At 37.0% G+C, this 17686-nt stretch carries 17 protein-coding genes; 16 read left to right on the forward strand and 1 reads right to left on the reverse strand.

Translation table 11 applies throughout. The features are described from left to right. The first annotated feature begins 7 nt into the window (after positions 1-7). From recN to BLP58_RS00375, 13 genes are all read left to right on the forward strand, one after another. The gene (gene recN, locus BLP58_RS00315) at positions 8-1690 is read left to right on the forward strand and encodes a DNA repair protein RecN (protein WP_013853879.1); all 1683 of its coding nucleotides are present in this window, start codon (positions 8-10) and stop codon (positions 1688-1690) included. After that, a complete protein-coding gene (locus BLP58_RS00320) occupies positions 1683-2123 on the forward strand; it encodes an ASCH domain-containing protein (protein WP_013853880.1) in 441 nt (146 codons plus the stop codon). Before recN ends, BLP58_RS00320 begins: the two co-directional genes overlap by 8 nt. Positions 2124-2192: 69 nt before the next feature. Further along, positions 2193-2807 (forward strand): guanylate kinase, encoded by a 615-nt coding sequence (gene gmk, locus BLP58_RS00325; protein ID WP_013853881.1) that lies wholly within the window; start codon positions 2193-2195, stop codon positions 2805-2807. A 7-nt stretch (positions 2808-2814) separates the two neighbouring features. Further along, the gene (rpoZ, locus tag BLP58_RS00330) at positions 2815-3039 is read left to right on the forward strand and encodes a DNA-directed RNA polymerase subunit omega (protein ID WP_025084109.1); all 225 of its coding nucleotides are present in this window, start codon (positions 2815-2817) and stop codon (positions 3037-3039) included. A 49-nt stretch (positions 3040-3088) separates the two neighbouring features. Next, complete coding sequence (gene priA / locus BLP58_RS00335) at positions 3089-5488, forward strand: primosomal protein N' (RefSeq protein WP_025084110.1); 2400 nt, start codon at positions 3089-3091, stop codon at positions 5486-5488. Between the two features lie 13 nt (positions 5489-5501). Further along, positions 5502-6446 (forward strand): methionyl-tRNA formyltransferase, encoded by a 945-nt coding sequence (fmt, locus tag BLP58_RS00340; protein ID WP_013853884.1) that lies wholly within the window; start codon positions 5502-5504, stop codon positions 6444-6446. Beyond that, positions 6397-7758 (forward strand): 16S rRNA (cytosine(967)-C(5))-methyltransferase RsmB, encoded by a 1362-nt coding sequence (rsmB, locus tag BLP58_RS00345; protein ID WP_081462944.1) that lies wholly within the window; start codon positions 6397-6399, stop codon positions 7756-7758. The genes fmt and rsmB overlap by 50 nt, the downstream gene beginning before the upstream one ends. 4 nt (positions 7759-7762) lie before the next feature. Then, entirely contained in the window at positions 7763-8518 is a 756-nt protein-coding gene (locus tag BLP58_RS00350) for a Stp1/IreP family PP2C-type Ser/Thr phosphatase (RefSeq protein WP_025084111.1), read from the forward strand. Beyond that, on the forward strand, positions 8508-10535 hold the full coding sequence (gene pknB / locus BLP58_RS00355) for a Stk1 family PASTA domain-containing Ser/Thr kinase (RefSeq protein ID WP_013853887.1): 2028 nt from the start codon (positions 8508-8510) through the stop codon (positions 10533-10535). The genes BLP58_RS00350 and pknB overlap by 11 nt, the downstream gene beginning before the upstream one ends. After that, positions 10536-11426: a ribosome small subunit-dependent GTPase A gene (gene rsgA, locus BLP58_RS00360; protein ID WP_013853888.1), complete on the forward strand. Its 891-nt coding sequence runs from the start codon at positions 10536-10538 to the stop codon at positions 11424-11426. It abuts the gene before it with no gap. Positions 11427-11443: 17 nt separating this feature from the next. Then, positions 11444-12097, forward strand: a complete 654-nt coding sequence (gene rpe / locus BLP58_RS00365) for a ribulose-phosphate 3-epimerase (protein WP_013853889.1) — start codon at positions 11444-11446, stop codon at positions 12095-12097. Beyond that, positions 12094-12783, forward strand: coding sequence for a thiamine diphosphokinase (locus BLP58_RS00370; RefSeq protein ID WP_013853890.1), 690 nt, complete (start codon positions 12094-12096; stop codon positions 12781-12783). The genes rpe and BLP58_RS00370 overlap by 4 nt, the downstream gene beginning before the upstream one ends. Positions 12784-12826: 43 nt before the next feature. After that, positions 12827-13132: a hypothetical protein gene (locus BLP58_RS00375; RefSeq protein WP_013853891.1), complete on the forward strand. Its 306-nt coding sequence runs from the start codon at positions 12827-12829 to the stop codon at positions 13130-13132. Between the two features lie 121 nt (positions 13133-13253). Here BLP58_RS00375 and rpmB read toward each other — a convergent pair whose 3' ends face one another. Beyond that, positions 13254-13439 (reverse strand): 50S ribosomal protein L28, encoded by a 186-nt coding sequence (rpmB, locus tag BLP58_RS00380; protein WP_013853892.1) that lies wholly within the window; start codon positions 13437-13439, stop codon positions 13254-13256. 156 nt (positions 13440-13595) lie between these two features. Here rpmB and BLP58_RS00385 point away from each other — a divergent pair, with 156 nt between their 5' ends. The 3 genes from BLP58_RS00385 to recG are packed head-to-tail and all read left to right on the forward strand — an operon-like array spanning position 13596 to position 17676. Next, positions 13596-13958 (forward strand): Asp23/Gls24 family envelope stress response protein, encoded by a 363-nt coding sequence (locus BLP58_RS00385; protein WP_013853893.1) that lies wholly within the window; start codon positions 13596-13598, stop codon positions 13956-13958. Between the two features lie 21 nt (positions 13959-13979). Beyond that, complete coding sequence (locus BLP58_RS00390; protein ID WP_013853894.1) at positions 13980-15641, forward strand: DAK2 domain-containing protein; 1662 nt, start codon at positions 13980-13982, stop codon at positions 15639-15641. Between the two features lie 4 nt (positions 15642-15645). Next, positions 15646-17676, forward strand: a complete 2031-nt coding sequence (gene recG, locus BLP58_RS00395; RefSeq protein ID WP_013853895.1) for an ATP-dependent DNA helicase RecG — start codon at positions 15646-15648, stop codon at positions 17674-17676. The last annotated feature ends 10 nt before the right edge of the window (positions 17677-17686 follow it).

Raw genomic sequence — 17686 nt, forward strand, 5'->3', positions numbered from 1 at the left:
TGAAAATATGTTAGTCGAACTGGATATCAAAAACTTTGCAATTATTAAAAGCTTAAAGGTTCGCTTTCAAGAAAAAATGACCGTCATTATTGGTGAGACTGGTGCAGGTAAGTCAATTATTATTGATGCGGTTTCACTATTAATGGGTGGTCGTGGTCAAAAGGAAATGATTCGATCTGGAGAAAAGAAGGCAGTAATTACTGGTCTGTTTGAACTGGATGATCAAAAAGAAAAGATTGCTGATCTTTGTGATAAATATGGCTTGCCTCATGAAGACGATCAATTAGTAATCAGTCGCGAGTTGGCGGTTAAAGGCAGAAATGTAGTGCGGATTAATGGACAATTAACTACTATTAATGTTTTGCGTGAAATTGGCAACTATTTGGTTGATATTCACGGTCAGCATGATCAGCAAATATTAATGGATCAAGATCGGCAGATTGACCTGGTTGACAACTATGCACCAGCTGAATTTAAAGATAAATTAGCAGCATATCAGGTAGATTTTGCTAAATGGCAAAAAGTAACTACTCAGTTGCGCCACTTGCGTCAAGATGCACAAGAATTAGCACAAAAGCAAGATATTTTGCAATTTCAAAATAATGAATTAGAGTCGGCGAATCTTGAAGATCCTCAAGAAGATGAAAAACTAGAGGAAGAATTTAATGAGTTAAATAATTATCAAAAAATTGCAGATACGGCAAATTATTTTATGCAATTATACGATGACGATGAGCATGGAATTGCTACGCTATTAGGTGATGCGCAAAATGCCGCTACGGATCTGACTGAATTTGGTTCTAAGTTTAAAGATTTTGCTAAAACAGTTGATGATGGAGCTTATGCTTTAAATGATGCTCGCAGCGAATTATCTAATTTGATGGATCAGATGGATTTTGATGAAGAACGTTTTCAATATGTAACTAATCGTTTAGATACTTTGAATTCATTAAAGAAAAAATACGGGCCAACTCTAACAGATGTTTTTAGTTTTTATGCTAAAGTACAGAAAGAATTAGGTCAGTTTGAAACAGGCGGTTTAGATGAGGAAAAATTAAAAGCAGAAGTTGCGCAAATTGAAAACAAATTGAGTAAAGAAGCTCGTCAATTGCATTTGATCCGAGAAAAGGTTGCTCACTCACTCGAAGAGCAGATTAAGCAAGAATTGGCAGATCTTTACATGGAAAAGGCCCGTTTTTCAATCAATTTTGAGGAAACTAAAACTTTTACTGCTAAAGGAATTGACGCAATTGTCTTTTTAATTGCTCCTAATCCTGGCGAAGATTTGATGCCGTTAGTAAAAATAGTTTCTGGTGGTGAACAGTCGCGCTTAATCCTTGCATTAAAGTCTATCTTTAGTCGAGTGGAACCAGTTGGTACCATGATTTTTGATGAAATTGATACCGGTGTATCAGGACGGGTGTCTGCCGCAATTGGTAAGAAGATGCATTCGATTGGGCAAAATAAGCAGGTCATTGCCATTACCCACTCCCCGCAAGTTGCCGCTGCAGGTGATCAACGCTATTTGGTTGCCAAAAAGGTTAAAGATGGTTCAACTTTCACGCAAATTGGACCACTTAGCAAGGAAGAGACCATTACTGCAATTGCACAAATGATGGCAGGTCAAGATGTAACAGACGCAGCTAAGAAAAATGCTGCCGATTTGATTAAGAGTATAAAAGATGAATAGTATTAATAAGTTTTGGTTAGATTTTTGTCAAAAGCATCAAGTAAATCCTGCTGCATTAGAAGAAGCATTTGCATTTGGTAGAAATAGCACCGATGCTAATGCATTAAGTGATTTAGTCGATCGCGGGATCAAGACAGCAACAACAAGTGTTTATAATCCTAATGAAGATTTACCAACGGTAGGGATGTACGCCATTGTTTTAGATGGCAATAATCAACCAGTTTGTGTAATCCAGACTAAAACTGTGGAAGTTATGCCATTTAAAAATGTCTCTGCCAAGCATGCTTATCTTGAAGGTGAAGGAGATCGGAGTTATGAATCTTGGCGCAAGGTTCATGAAAAGTTTTTCACCTGGGAATGTCAAGAAATCTTAGGGCGGAAATTCACTGATGAGACAGAAGTAGTCTGTGAGACTTTTGCTAAAGTGCAATAATAGAAAACTTGAAAAAACAGGGATTTTAGTGCAAACTAGTTATATTAATAGTTACTAGAGGAGTTTAGCATGGCAGATAAAGGTTTATTACTCGTGCTTTCCGGTCCCTCAGGAGTTGGTAAAGGGACAGTTAAAAGTGCAATCGTTGAAAATAAAGTCTTTCCGTTTGAATATTCAGTTTCAATGACAACTCGTAAACCGCGTCCCGGAGAAGTTGATGGTAAAGATTATTTCTTCGTCAGCGAAGCGCGTTTTCAAGAAGCTATTAAAAATGGTGAGCTATTAGAATATAATGAATATGTCGGTCACCATTATGGTACGCCACTTGCTCCAGTGAAGGAGATGCTTCATGAGGGCAAAGATGTTTTACTTGAAATTGATGTTAATGGTGCTCAAAAAGTTCGTGAAAAGATGCCCGATGGAGTATTTATTTTCTTGACTCCACCAGATTTGTATACGCTGCATTTACGGTTAGAACGTCGTGGAACAGAGCCTGAAGCAGTTATTCGTGGACGGATCAAACAAGCACGGAATGAAATTCTGGAAATGGCAGATTACGATTACGCAGTAGTAAATGACACAGTTGCCAATGCAGTAGACCATATCAAAGCAATCGTTGATGCAGAGCATGTCAGTGTTAAGCGTGTGATTGATGACTATCGTAAGATGGTCAAGGAGGATTAAACTAATTATGAGAATTACTTACCCATCAATTGACAAATTATTATCACGTGTTGATTCACGTTATTCATTATCTGTTCTTCCTGCTAAAAGAGCACATGAACTAGAAGCTGGAGATCCACCTACGTTAGACCACTTTAAGTGTGACAAGTCAGTTGGCAAGGCCCTTGAAGAGATCGCTGCTGGTAAAATTAAAGTTGATCCGGCTCATGCTGAGATTAACCTCGAAGATTAATTTGCTGACCTTCATCCTTTGGGTGGAGGTCTTTTTTACAGGTGATTAGATGATTGCTCAGGTTATTGTAGATGTTGCAGTTAAGCAGACTGATCGTATTTTTGAATATCATATTCCAACTGAATTAGAAAAAAGCATTCAGATTGGTTCGAGGGTAGTAGTACCTTTTGGCAGAAGAAAGGTACAAGGCTTTGTTGTAGGTTTAACTGAAAAAAGCGAGTTTAAGGGCAAACTGAAAGACTTATTAGTTATAGTTGATGAAATGCCACCTTTAACCCCCGAATTGGTTGATTTATCGCAAAGTTTAGCAAAGGATATTTTTTCTTACCGTATTAAAATATTGCAGGCAATGTTGCCTTGGGTGATGCGTGCTGGTTATCGTAAATTATTAGTTCCTAATAATGATCAGGCTAAACAATTACCTTTTTTTAAAGGGGATCCAATTGATTTAAATAAGTTAACGGATTTGCAACAAATCGAAAAAGTACATCAATTGCTTAGAAACGATGATGCTAAGATTGAGTACTTAGTTGAAAACCGCGCTAAAAAGAAAAAAGAAAATCAATATGCGTTAGCGTTAGATTCAACTGAATATACTAAAATATATAATACTTTGCGTCAAAATGCGGTTAAACAAAAAAAGCTAGTAATGGATATTATTGAAAATGCAGCTACATATCCTAAATCTCAAAATAAATTAGAAAAGGAATTAGGTTTAACTGCGGCTGTATTGAATTCCGCCGTGAAAAAAGGTTGGCTGGTTAAAAAGGCTGTTGAGGTTTACCGTAATCCATTAGCCGGTTTTGAAGACGATGAAAAGCCTAAGCCGGTAACCTTAAATGAACAACAGCAAGCAGCTTTAGATCAGATTGCTAGTGCGATCAATAAGCGGCGTTCAAAGACCTTTTTGCTAGAAGGGATTACTGGCAGCGGCAAGACAGAAGTGTATTTACATGCAATTAGTAAGGCATTAAGTCAAGGACGTAATGCTCTGATGTTAGTGCCAGAGATCTCTTTGACTCCGCAAATGGTAAGGCAAGTTAAAGCACGATTTGGCAATCAAGTAGCAGTTTTGCATAGTGCCTTATCTGAAGGCGAAAAATATGATGAATGGCGTAGAATTCGTCGTGGTGAAACTAAAGTGGTAGTTGGTGCAAGAAGTGCTGTTTTTGCACCATTAGATAATATTGGTTTGATTGTAATTGATGAAGAACATGAAGCCTCTTATAAGCAAGAAACAGATCCACGCTATAATGCTAAAGATGTAGCACTTTGGCGTAGTCGTTATCATCATTGCCCGCTCGTTCTAGGCAGTGCTACCCCTGCTCTAGGTAGTCGTGCAAGGGCGCAAAAGCATGTTTATCAATTATTGCGATTAACTAAACGAGCTAATAATAAGAAACTGCCGCAGGTTAATTTGATTGATCTGAAGCACGTTCAGTTTGCTGGAGGTCAATTTGATTTATCTGTCGATTTAGTTGCTGCGATTAAGAAACGCTTAGAGAAAAAAGAGGAAGTTATTTTGATGTTGAATCGGCGCGGGTTTGCTAATTTTATGCTTTGCCGGGAGTGTGGTTTTGTCTTAAAGTGCCCGAATTGCGATGTATCATTGAATTTACATAAAGACACTAACAGCATGCAATGTCATTATTGTGGTCACAGTGAACCTATTCCTCAGGCTTGTCCTAATTGTCAAAGTAAACAGATTCGTTTCTTAGGAACGGGTACGCAAAAAGTTCAAGAAGAACTAAAAGAACTTTTACCGGGTGCCAGAATTTTACGAATGGATGTTGATACGACTCGTCGAAAAGGCAGCTATAAGCGAATTTTGGATGCGTTTGGCGATCATGAGGCAGATATCTTGTTAGGAACGCAAATGATCGCTAAAGGACTGGATTTTCCTAATGTTACCTTAGTAGGCGTTATTAATGCGGATACCGGATTATGGATTTCAGATTACAACGCGTCGGAAAGAACTTTTGAGTTATTGACGCAAGTAGCTGGTCGTGCAGGTCGAGCTGAAAAAGAGGGCGAAGTTTTAATTCAGACTTATAATCCCGAACATTATGCGATTCAATTAGCTAAAACTCAAGATTATGAACGTTTTTATGGCTATGAGATGCATGTTCGACATGAAGGAAATTATCCGCCATACTTTTTTACAGTTTTGATTTCAATTTCAGCCAAGAAGGAACAAAATGCTGCTAGAGAAGCATTTCGCATTAAAAGATATCTAATGCAGCACTTAGGACAGGAAACAATTATTTTGGGTCCATCGCCCAGTGCAATTTCTCGATTAAAAAATAAATATTATTATCAAATACTGGTAAAATATAAAAAAGAACCAAATTTAAATAAGTTATTACACCATGTTCAGGATTCTGCTCAGGAAGCCAGGAAATATGGATTAAGTATTTTTATTGATAACGAACCAGAAAGAATTATGTAAAGGAGATGCTTGAATGACATCAATCATTTTTATGGGGACGCCTGAATTTTCAGTTCCAGTACTCGAAGGTCTAATAAATCATGGTTATGAAATTAAAGCAGTAGTAACGCAACCAGATAAAAAGGTAGGACGCAAACAAAAAATCACTAAGAGTCCAGCTAAAATTGCTGCAGAGAAACATGATTTGCCAGTCTTTCAACCAATTAAGCTATCCGGTTCTGAAGAAATGAAGCAGTTGATTGATATGCATGCTGATTTAATTGTTACTGCAGCATATGGTCAATTTTTACCAACTAAATTTTTGAATTCAGTTAAAATTGCTGCTGTAAATGTTCACGGGTCGCTTTTGCCTAAATATCGTGGTGGCGCACCAATTCAGTATTCCTTGATCAATGGGGATCAAGAAACTGGAATTACTATTATGGAAATGGTCAAGAAGATGGATGCTGGTGACATTTACGCGCAAGAAGCACTTAAGATTGAGCCAGAAGATAATGCCGGGACTTTATTTGAAAAATTGTCTTATCTTGGTCGTGATTTATTACTTAAGACTTTACCGTCAATTATTGATGGCAGTATAAAGAAAACGCCACAGGATCCTGAGCAGGTTGTTTTTTCACCTAATATTACTAAAGAACAAGAAAAAATCACGGTTAAAATGACTGCTCGTGAGGCTAATAACATGATTCGGGCTTTAAACCCAGATCCTGGTGCTTACATGATGATTGAAGGTAAACGGTTCAAAGTATGGCAGGCTGAAGTTGCTCAAGAGACAACAGAGCTTAATCCTGGTTGTTTAATTGCAAATAAAGGTCGTTTTGCCATTGCTTTTGCAAATAAATCTGTGTTGAATTTGTTAGTAGTTCAGCCAAGTGACAAGAAAAGAATGGAGATTAAAAGCTTTTTAAATGGTCAGGGCAGCAAATTTAAACCAGGAGAAGAAATTGTCGATCAATAAAAGTGCACGGGCGATTAGTTTAGAAACTTTAATAAGAGTTTTAGCAGATGGCTCATATTCAAATATTAGTCTGAATAACAGCCTGCAGCATTCTAGCTTATCCTTGACTGATCAAAATTTAGCTACGAGGATAGTTTATGGAACTATTCAATATCGGCTGTTTTTGGAATATCAATTAAAGGGCTTGGTAAGAACCAAGATTACTGAAAAATATCTTAAACCACTTTTGTTAATGTCGCTTTATCAGATTATTTTTTTAGATAAAGTACCTAATCGTGCAGTCTTAGATGAAGCTAATAAGTTGGCTAAACAATTTGGTAGACATCATTCATCTGGCTATCGAATTATAAACGGAATTTTGCGTTCGTTTATTCGCCGCGGGGTGATTTTACCAGATAAAAAAGATCGAATTCGCTATTTGAGCATTAAAGAAAGCGTGCCAGAATGGTTAGTTAATTACTTTATTAATAATTTTGGCATTAAAAAAACCGAATCTGTCTTAACTAGTATTAATCAGCCTGCTAAAAATAGTGTACGTATTTCAAGTTTGGTTGATTCCAAGCAAGTATTTGCCAAATTGAAGGCTGATGGCTATGAGCCACAGTGGTCTAATTTGTCTACACATGATGTTGTTTTAAATCATGGTGGGATAAGTCAAAGTGATTTATTCAAGCAAGGAAAGTTGACAATTCAGGATGAAGCCGCTAGCTTAGTGGTAGAAGCTTTTAATTTTGACCAAGAAGCAGATCATGTATTAGATGCTTGCAGCGCACCAGGTGGTAAGACTGTCCAAATTGCAGAGAATATTAAGGGTGATGTTATTGCTCTTGATATTCATGAAAAGAAATTAAATCTAGTTCGAGAAAACGCTCGGCGAATGCATGTTGAAGATCGGGTTAAAACTAAGGCATGTGATGCACGTAAAGCACCAGAAATTTTTAAGCCGGGTGAATTTAGTAAAATATTGGTAGATGCTCCTTGCTCTGGTCTTGGTTTACTTAGAAGAAAGCCAGAAATTCGCTATACTAAGAGCTTGCAAGATTTGCGAAATCTGCAAAAAATTCAATTAGCAATTTTGAATTCTGTAAGTAGCTTATTAAAAGAGCAAGGTGAGTTAGTTTATTCTACTTGTTCAATTTCAATAGAAGAGAATGAGCAAGTTGTAAAGCAGTTTTTGCGACAGCATCCCAGCTACAAGCTAGAGCCCTTTAAGTTGAGTAAACTTGAATCAGAAACAGGGATGCTGAAAGTAATGCCTGATCTAGACGGTAATGATGGATTTTTTATTGCCAAATTTAAATTACGAGGTTAGATTTTTGATTGAAACAGCATATGCTTCAAGTATCGGTAAGGTACGAAAAAGCAATCAAGATTTTGTAGGAGTTTTTAAAAATCGTAAAGGAATTCCTTTGGCCATTGTCTGTGATGGGATGGGTGGTCATCAGGGTGGTGATGTTGCCTCAACGATGGCAGTAACTCATTTAGGGCATAATTTTATTACAACAGATTTTACTGATGCTAATATTGCTCATAAATGGTTAGAGGTCCAATTAAATTCTGAAAATGAGTCAATTCTAAAAACAGCTGATAAGTTTCCTGACTTAAATGGGATGGGGACGACAGTTGTGTTAGCTTTTGCTTTTGATGATGACGCTTTGATTGCTCATCTAGGTGATTCGCATGCTTATAGTTACTCTGAAGGCAAGTTTGTTCAATTGACGGAAGATCATTCTTTGGTTAATGAACTGGTTAAAATGGGGCAAATTACTAAAGAGCAGGCTAAGCATCATCCTCAAAAAAATATTATTACGCAAGCTTTAGGAGTTTCTAGTACGATAGATCCGGAATTCGATAATATTGAATTGGGCGAAAATGATATTATTTTGCTTTGTACTGATGGCTTGACTAATTCACTTAGTGATCCGCAAATTCAACAGATTTTAGCAACTAAGGAGCTCAGCTTAAAAGAACGTTGTAATAAGCTCATCAGTGAAGCTAATCGATTAGGCGGTGGTGATAATATTACTGTCTGTCTAGTTTGGAACAAGGAGGACGAGAGCAGTGATCGATAAAGGTTATCTGCTTGGTGAACGCTATCGAATCATTGATACTTTAGGCGAAGGTGGGATGGCTAATGTTTATTTAGCTGAAGATATTATCTTGCAGCGTAAAGTAGCTGTTAAGATCCTGCGGCTTGATTTACAAAATGAGCCTCAAACGCAGGCACGTTTTCAAAGAGAAGCATTAGCTACCAGCGAGTTAAGTCATCCTAATATTGTTTCTGTTCTTGATGTAGGCACAGACCATAGCTTGCCATATATGGTAATGGAATATGTCGATGGTCCCGATTTAAAAGAATATATTCGTAAAAATTCCCCCTTAGATTTGCGTGAAGTCATTCGGATTATGGATCAAATCTTAAGTGCGGTTGCTTTGGCACATAAGCATAATGTGATTCACCGTGATTTAAAACCACAAAATATTTTGATGGATAAGAGAGGCAATATTAAAATTGCTGATTTTGGGATTGCAGTAGCCTTAAATCAAAGTTCTATTACGCAAACGAACTCCGTTATGGGCTCAGTTCATTATATGTCACCTGAGCAAACTAGGGGCGGAATGGTTACTAAGCAATCCGATATTTATTCTTTAGGAATTATTTTGTATGAATTGCTTACTGGTACTGTTCCTTTTAATGGAGATACGCCAGTTTCGATTGCTCTTAAACATGCTCAGGAGCTAATTCCATCTATCAGAAAGAAAGATAAAAGTGTTCCGCAAGCATTAGAAAATGTGGTCTTAAGAGCAACAGCTAAAGATCCACGTGATCGTTATCCTTCTGCCCAGGCTATGAAGGCGGATCTAGACAGCAGTCTTGATCCTGAACGCAGTGATGAACCGGTTTTTGTACCTACACATGGTTTAAATAACGATAAAACGATTGTATTACCTGGTTTTAGGCCACAAGAAAAGCAGCAAGAAAAACCAGAGGTTTCCAAAGAAGACACACAGCCTGAAGAGCCTAAAAGCAAAAAAATTTTTTGGCAAAATGTTAAAGATCATAAATGGTGGTGGATTTTTTCGGTAATTACAGCTGGCTTGATCATTTTTATTATGATTTTTGCGTTAAGTGGCAGAGGTGATAAGCCTGAACAAGTTAATGTCCCCGATGTAACTAATATTGCTGAAAACCGGGCTAAAGATAAATTAGAGGCTGCTGGTTTACAAATTGGGCAAGTGATTAAACGTCAGTCTGATGATGTAAAAAAGGGGCGCGTAATTGCAACTAAACCCAATGCTGGAAATAGTATTGATCAGGGAAAAACTGTCGATTTAATTGTTTCTAGTGGCTCGAGTATGGTAAAAGTAGCTGACATGGTTGGCAAAGAATATGATGAGGCTACAAAAAAACTAGAAAATTTGGGTTTTGATGTAGTTAGAGAAGATCAATATTCAGATAAAGTTCCTACAAATGAAATTATCTCTCAGAGTATTGCCGCAGGCGTAGAGGTTAAACCTACGCAAACTACTATTACTTTAGTTGTTTCTAAAGGGAAACCTGTGCGGCCTCATAATCATACTGTCACTCTAAGAGATTTAAAGAACTATTCACTAAAGGGTGCTCAAGATTATGCCAAAGAACATGGATTAACTTTGCAAATTAATCAGGAGTATTCTGATAACGTTGAAAAGGGAATGGTGATCTCAATGGAACCTGGTCCAGGGACAAAAGTTGATCGCGGTTCAACTGTTACGATTAAGGTTTCACGGGGGCCAAAAGCTAAAAAAGAAACAACGATAACTAAAACATTTACAGTTAATTATGTTGGTGATAGCTTTGGTAAAGATGAAAAGACCAATAACGATAAAACCGATAATAGTTCTTCTAATGAAGATAGTAATTCGAAAGGTGATCATGTTCAGATTTATATTAAAGATGATGATCATTCATTAAGTAACATTTATCGTGATTTATATATTAAACGTGATATGAGCTTTTCAATTCCATTTTCGATTAGAAGTGGTCATGGGGAGTTGCGTGTAGTTCGTAATGGTCAGACGATTTTGAACGAAAAGGTGACAAAGTAAATGAAACTAGCACAAGGAATTGTTGTTGGTCTAATTGCTGGTTATTATGACGTAGAAACTACCACGGGTATCGTGAGAACACGTGCTCGTGGCGTTTTTCGTCAAAAAAAGCAAAAGCCGGCAGTAGGTGATCGTGTAGAAATTCAAATAGATGATCAAGGTATGAGTTATTTGGTAAAAATTTTGCCTAGATTGAATCGAATAGGTCGTCCAGCTGTAGCTAATGTAAGTCATGTTTTATTAGTGATTTCTGCTATTGAACCTGATTTTTCTGTAGAACTATTAGATCGTTTTTTAACTTTCTTTTCTTGGCAAAGAGTAAGAGTTACAATTTATCTCTCCAAGACTGATCTAATTGAGGCCGAAAAGCTGGCGAAAATAAAGCAAAAATTAAGTTATTATCAAGCAATTGGCTATCTGGTATTTACAGATTATCATGAAGTTCAAAGGCAAATTTCTACAATGATTCAAGATGATCAAATTTGGACTTTAGCTGGTCAATCTGGTGCGGGCAAATCCACTCTGCTTAATCATTTGAAAAAGGATGCCAATCAAACGACTGGCGCCATTTCCACTAGTTTGAATCGAGGCAAGCATACTACGAGAAAAGTTGAATTATTCAAGTTAGGTGCTGGTTTTTTGGCAGATACACCAGGTTTTTCTTCAATTGATTTAACACTGATTAAGTTAAACGAACTGTGTAATTATTTTGTTGAATTTAAAAAGGCTAGTGTTAATTGCAAGTTTCGTGGTTGTCAACACTTAAAAGAACCAGGATGCGAAGTTAAAAAATTGCTTAAAGAAGAACAGATTATGTCTAGTCGCTATGAAGATTATTTAGCAATAAGAACCGAAATTAGTGACGGACGTATACCAGAGTATTTGAAATAATTGTGTGAGGTGAGTTTATGATTATTGCACCATCAATTTTAAATGCAGATAATCTGAATTTAAAAAATGAAATAGATGAAGCTGTAGCAGCGGGAGTTGATCGCTTTCATATTGATATTATGGACGGACATTTTGTCCCAAATCTTTCTTTTGGGCCACAGCTAGTGAGTGACTTTAAACGGGAATTTCCGATGACTAACGCGGAAATTCACTTAATGAGTGATAATCCAGATGATTTAGTACCAGCTTTTGTTGATGCAGGTGCTGATATTATTGAACTTCATTATGAGGCAATGAGTGAATCTAAGATAAACTATTGGTTTGATTATTTAGCTTCTAATGGCGTTCATGCTGCTTTAGCAATTAATCCTGATACGTCTGTTGAGGTAATCGAAAAATTTTTGCCTAAGATTAGTCAGATATTAGTTATGACAGTTCATCCTGGCTTTGGCGGTCAAGGATTTATTGCGAATTCTACCTCAAGAATTAAAGAAGTGAGAAAATTGGCAGGTCCTAATGTTCCAATTGAAGTAGATGGCGGTATTAATGATGAAACCATCAAGCTGGCCAAGCAGGCAGGTGCTGATGTTTTTGTAGTAGGATCATATCTTTATGAAGATGGCGATGTAGCGCATCAGATTCATTTATTAAAAGAAAAGCTGACTAAATGAAAGCATATGCATTATTAGGCGGGCCTACAGATTTATGGCCTCAGAATATTCAAGCGCAATTTCGTCAAGCTCAAGCGCAAGGCGATTTAATCATTGGGGTAGATCGTGGCTCTTTGTTTCTGGAAGAATTAGGGATCATACCAGATTTGGTAGTGGGTGATTTTGATTCTTTGCAAAAAAAAGATTTAGCTCAGATTGAAAATAGCGTGGCTGATATCCGCTATTCTAATCCTGTTAAAGACTGGACAGATACTGAATTAATGTTGCAAACAGCTTTTAGGGATTATGCGATACAGAATTTAACAATTTTTGGAGCAACAGGTGGCCGAATCGATCATTTTTTAACTAATCTTTGGATGATACTTAATCCTGCTATTCGATCCTTTGCGTCACGACTTACGTTTATTGATCAACAAAATTTAATTAAATTTTTTAATCCAGGTAGGCATACAGTAACAAAAAAAGAAATTTATCCTTATATTGGTTTTGCTAGTTTAACGTCCATTAGAGATTTTAATATTATTGGTGCTCGTTATAAGTTAAAGAATTATTCCGGCGATTACCCACGAGTTTTTGCTTCAAATGAATTTTTGACCGGACATGAGCAGTTTGAGATTTCTTTTGCAAAAGGGATGATAGCTGCAATTTATTCAAAAGATGTAGATCGCTTTCATAATCTTTCCTAAAACGTGTAAAATAGACGTAGTGAAACAGAAACGAGGAAGAATTATGAAATATATCGATTTTGAAAGAGATATTGCTGGTTTTGGTGATGGCCGTTATGAAGCCAGACTTGATCGAGCAAAGAAAAATGTAGAAGATTATATGCACAAGAATCATGTTCATGTGTTTGATAAGAAAAAGAAGAAAGAAGTAGCTACAATTAGTGGCTTATCTAGAAATGTTACTTATCAAGACTTAGGTTTGCCGACTAAGCTAGGTGAAATGATTACGGAATATGCTTATACGCCAATCGATGAAAGAATGGCTGATGAAATTCCAGACGATGATAAACGACACAATATTATGAAATAAAAGAAAAAGAACCACTTTCTGGTTCTTTTTTGATGCACAAATGTTGCACAAAATGCATTTACTTAAAAATGAGCAAAAAAATAAGCCCGTCAGATTATTGATCTAACAAGCTCTTGGTCTATTAGGCACGAGTAACTTTACCAGACTTTAAAGCCTTGGTTGAAACCCATACGCGCTTTGACTTACCGTCAACAAGAATGCGAACTTTTTGAAGGTTTGGCTTCCAAGCACGACGAGCTGAGTTCATTGAGTGTGAACGTTTGTTACCGAATGTAGTCTTCTTACCTGTTACGTAATCTTTTGCCATTTGCTAAACCTCCTTTGTTTGTGATGTCATACTTTATTAGATTATCATATGTTTTGTTGCAATTCAACTTTTTTTAAACGTATTTTGTTTATTGATTATGTCTCTACTATGATAAAATAATAAACGTATATATAGATAATAAGACGGAGGAAAAACATGGCTGTTAAGATCAAGACAAAGGATGGTTTGATTGATATTTCAAACGGTGTAATCGCAACTGTTGTTGGTGGCGCAGCTACGTCTAATTATGGCGTTGTGGGAATGGCTTCCAAGAATGCCATTCGTGATGGATTTGACGGAATTCTTAATCGTGCCAATTATAAGCGCGGTGTTGTTGTCAAGTCACAAGATAATGAAATTACTGTTGACGTGTACATTATTGTCGGATATGGGTTGAAGATTTCTGAAGTAAGTAAGAATGTTCAAGATAGTGTTAAATTCAACCTTTCTAATCAATTAGAAATTAACACTAAAGCCGTTAATGTAATCGTCCAAAGTGTTAAGGTACTTGACGAATAACGCAAGCGGAGGTTTTAAATAGTGGTTTTAAATGAGATAGATAGTAAACAATATAGAGATATGGTACGTGTTGCTACTCATAGAATTGGTAAGAATGCAGAGTTTGTTAACTCTTTGAATGTCTTTCCGGTTCCGGATGGTGATACTGGTACTAATATGAATTTAACCATTGAAAGTGGTGCTAAGGCTGTCTCTGAAGATCCTAGTACTAGTGTAGGCGATTTAACTGAAAGCCTAGCTAAGGGGATGCTGATGGGTGCACGTGGCAATAGTGGTGTAATTACTTCACAATTGTTCCGTGGCTTTTATAAGGCTACTCGAGGCATGAAGACCTTAACTGCTCAAGAATTAGCTAACGCTTTTTCGAATGGTGTAGCAACTGCTTATAAGGCTGTTATGAAACCTGTAGAAGGGACTATCTTAACTGTTGCACGAGTTGCGGCACAAGAGGGTGCAACTAAGGCTAATGATACAGACGATGTTACAGAGGTTATGAAGGCCGTTGTAGAAGGAGCTAAAAAAGCTCTGAAATCAACACCGGATTTACTTCCTGTATTGAAGCAAGTTGGCGTAGTTGACTCAGGCGGTCAAGGATTACTGTTTATTTATGAAGGCTTTTTGGAAGGTTTGCTTGGTGAAAACTTTGCTGATCAATATCAACCAGATGAAACTGAAATGGATGAAATGATCAATGCCATGCATCATCAATCTTCGGTTCAAAGCCAGTTAGCTACTCAGGACATTAAAAATGGCTATTGTACTGAAATCATGGTGGATTTAAATGCTGATGTACCAAATAAAAAGAAATTTGATCTAGAAGAATTCAGAAAGCATTTATCTAGTTTAGGTGATTCACTTCTTGCCGTTTCAGATGGCGAAATTGCCAAGGTTCACGTTCATACGGAGCATCCAGGTGATGTATTCCAATATGGCAGTCAATTTGGTCAATTAGGTAAAATCAAGATTGATAATATGAGAATTCAACATGAAAGTATTGTTGATCAGGATGAAGAAGAACAAGAAGCTGTCGACTTTGCTGTGATTGCAGTAGCTTCTGGTAATGGGATTCGTAAGTTGTTCGAAAGTGAAGGGGTAAATCGAATTATCTCTGGCGGTCAAACAATGAATCCATCTACACAGGATTTTATTGATGCGATTAAGAAGTCAGGTGCGAAGAAGGCTATTGTTTTACCAAATAACGGTAATATTGTGATGGCTGCCAAACAAGCTGCTGAAGTTAGTGATATTCCAGTAGGCATCGTACCAAGTAAGACTATTTCTCAAGGTTTGACTGCAATGCTTTCATTTAACCCAGATGCATCAGTTGAAGAAAATGTTGAAGCAATGTCAGATGATCTTGATACAGTTGTTTCAGGTGAAGTTACTAAAGCTACTCGTGATACCGAAATTGATGAAGTTGAGATTCATAAGGATGATTTCTTAGGGATTATTGATGGTAAGATTAAGGTTGATAATGCTGATTTAATTAAGACTACTTCAGAAATGATCGAAAAGATGCTGGATGAGGATTCAGAAATTATTACTATCATGTATGGTCGTGATTCAAACAAGCAAGAAGCTCAAAAAGTAGTTGAACAATTAGAAGCAAATCATGATGATCTTGAATTTGAAATTCATGATGGTGGTCAACCCGTTTACCATTTCTTGGTTTCAGTGGAATAAACAAATGATAGATAATGCATTATTTGCTCCTGTGACCAATTTAAAGGGCGTAGGGACAAAGACTGCGGCTGATCTTGGTAGTTTAGGCATTTATAGTATTTATGATTTACTCTTTTACTTCCCATTTCGCTATGATGAATTGCAGACATTGCCTCTAGACCAAATCATGGACGGTCAAAAAGTAATGCTAAAAGGAATAGTTGCCACTGAGCCTTTTGTTAGTCGTTTTGGTTATAAAAAGAGTCGTTTAAGCTTCAAGATGAGAATTGACCATGACATAATCATGGTCAATTTTTTTAATCAACCATGGCTAAAAAGCAAGATTGAAATTGGTCAAGAAGTTGCAATTTATGGTAAGTACAACGTGGCACGGCAAAGTCTATCTGCATTTAAGTTTGTCGCTGCTAAAGAAAATGACAGTGGCATTGCTCCGATTTACCCATTAAATCGTCATGTAAAGCAAAAGAAATTAGTTACTTTAATTAATTTGGCAATTGATGATTTTTTAGAGCAAGTTAAAGATATTGTGCCTAAAGAAATTAGACAAAAATATCGCTTATTGACGGATCGAGAAATTATTCAAAAAATGCATCATCCCAATAATGGGCGTGAAGCAGAAATAGCAAAGCGAAGTGCGATTTTTCGAGAGTTCTTTATTTTTGAATTGCAGCTAGCTTTGTTGACGCGGAATGATGGTCAGCAGAAAGGTTATCCCAAAGATTATGATCTGAAGGAAATTGCTAAATTAACCAGCTCATTGCCGTTTGAATTGTCAGCAGATCAGAAGCAAGTAGTGAATGAAATTTTTGCTGATTTGCATTCGGAAAGACAAATGCGTCGTTTGCTCCAAGGAGATGTAGGTTCAGGTAAAACGGTTGTTGCAATTTATGCAATTTTTTCCGCCATTACTGCAGGTTACCAGGCTGCTTTGATGGTGCCGACCGAAATTTTAGCTACTCAACACTTTAAGAAAATAGATGAATTGCTGCGTCCATTAGGTGTAAGGGTAGCATTATTAACGGGGAATACTAAGACGCTTGAACGACGAGAAATTTATCGCGAGTTAACAGATGGTACGATTAATGTGGTAATTGGAACTCATGCCTTAATTCAGAAAAATGTTATCTTCAAAAAATTAGGGCTAGTTATTATTGATGAGCAGCACCGCTTTGGTGTAGGTCAGCGTCAAGCTTTGATAAATAAAGGAGATAATCCAGATATTTTAGCGATGACAGCTACCCCGATTCCGCGAACTCTAGCCTTGACTGTTTATGGAGATATGACTGTATCTGAAATTCATCATCTGCCATCAGGCAGAAAACCAATTATTTCTGTCTGGAAAACTAGCAGTCAGATGAAGGATGTTTACCAGCAAATGAAGGAGCAGTTAGCTCAAGGTTTTCAAATTTATGCGGTAACACCATTAATTACCGAATCAGAGACTCTAGATTTAAAAAATGCTGAAGAGTTACATCAAAAATTAAGTCATGACTTTCCAGATCAAAAAGTAGTGTTATTGCATGGTCAAATGCCCGGACCTAAAAAAGATGAAATTATGGAATGCTTTGCTAATGGCGACATTAATATTTTGGTTACGACTAGTGTAATTGAAGTTGGGGTTGATGTAGCTAATGCCAACATGATGGTCATTTATAATGCTGATCGTTTTGGTTTAAGTCAATTGCATCAACTTCGTGGTCGCATCGGTCGTGGTCAGACCCAGAGTTATTGTGTCTTTGTAGCTGATCCTAAAACTGACGCGGGGAAAGCTCGAATGAAGGTTATTGCAGCGACTAATGATGGCTTTAAACTAGCCGAAGAGGATCTAAAAATGCGGGGTGAAGGTGATCTTTTTGGTAAGGCGCAATCAGGACTGCCTGAATTTAGAGTTGGTGATGTGGTTAATAACTACAATACTTTGGTTGTTGCCCAAAAGGTTGCCCGTGAATTGGTAAAAGCTGATCCTGGTTTGAAAGACCATAAAACTCTTAAACAAGTGCTAGAATATAAGCAGCTAGAGCAAAATAGAATTTAGAAAAGATTGT

Source organism: Lactobacillus kefiranofaciens (assembly GCF_900103655.1).
Taxonomy (GTDB): domain Bacteria; phylum Bacillota; class Bacilli; order Lactobacillales; family Lactobacillaceae; genus Lactobacillus; species Lactobacillus kefiranofaciens.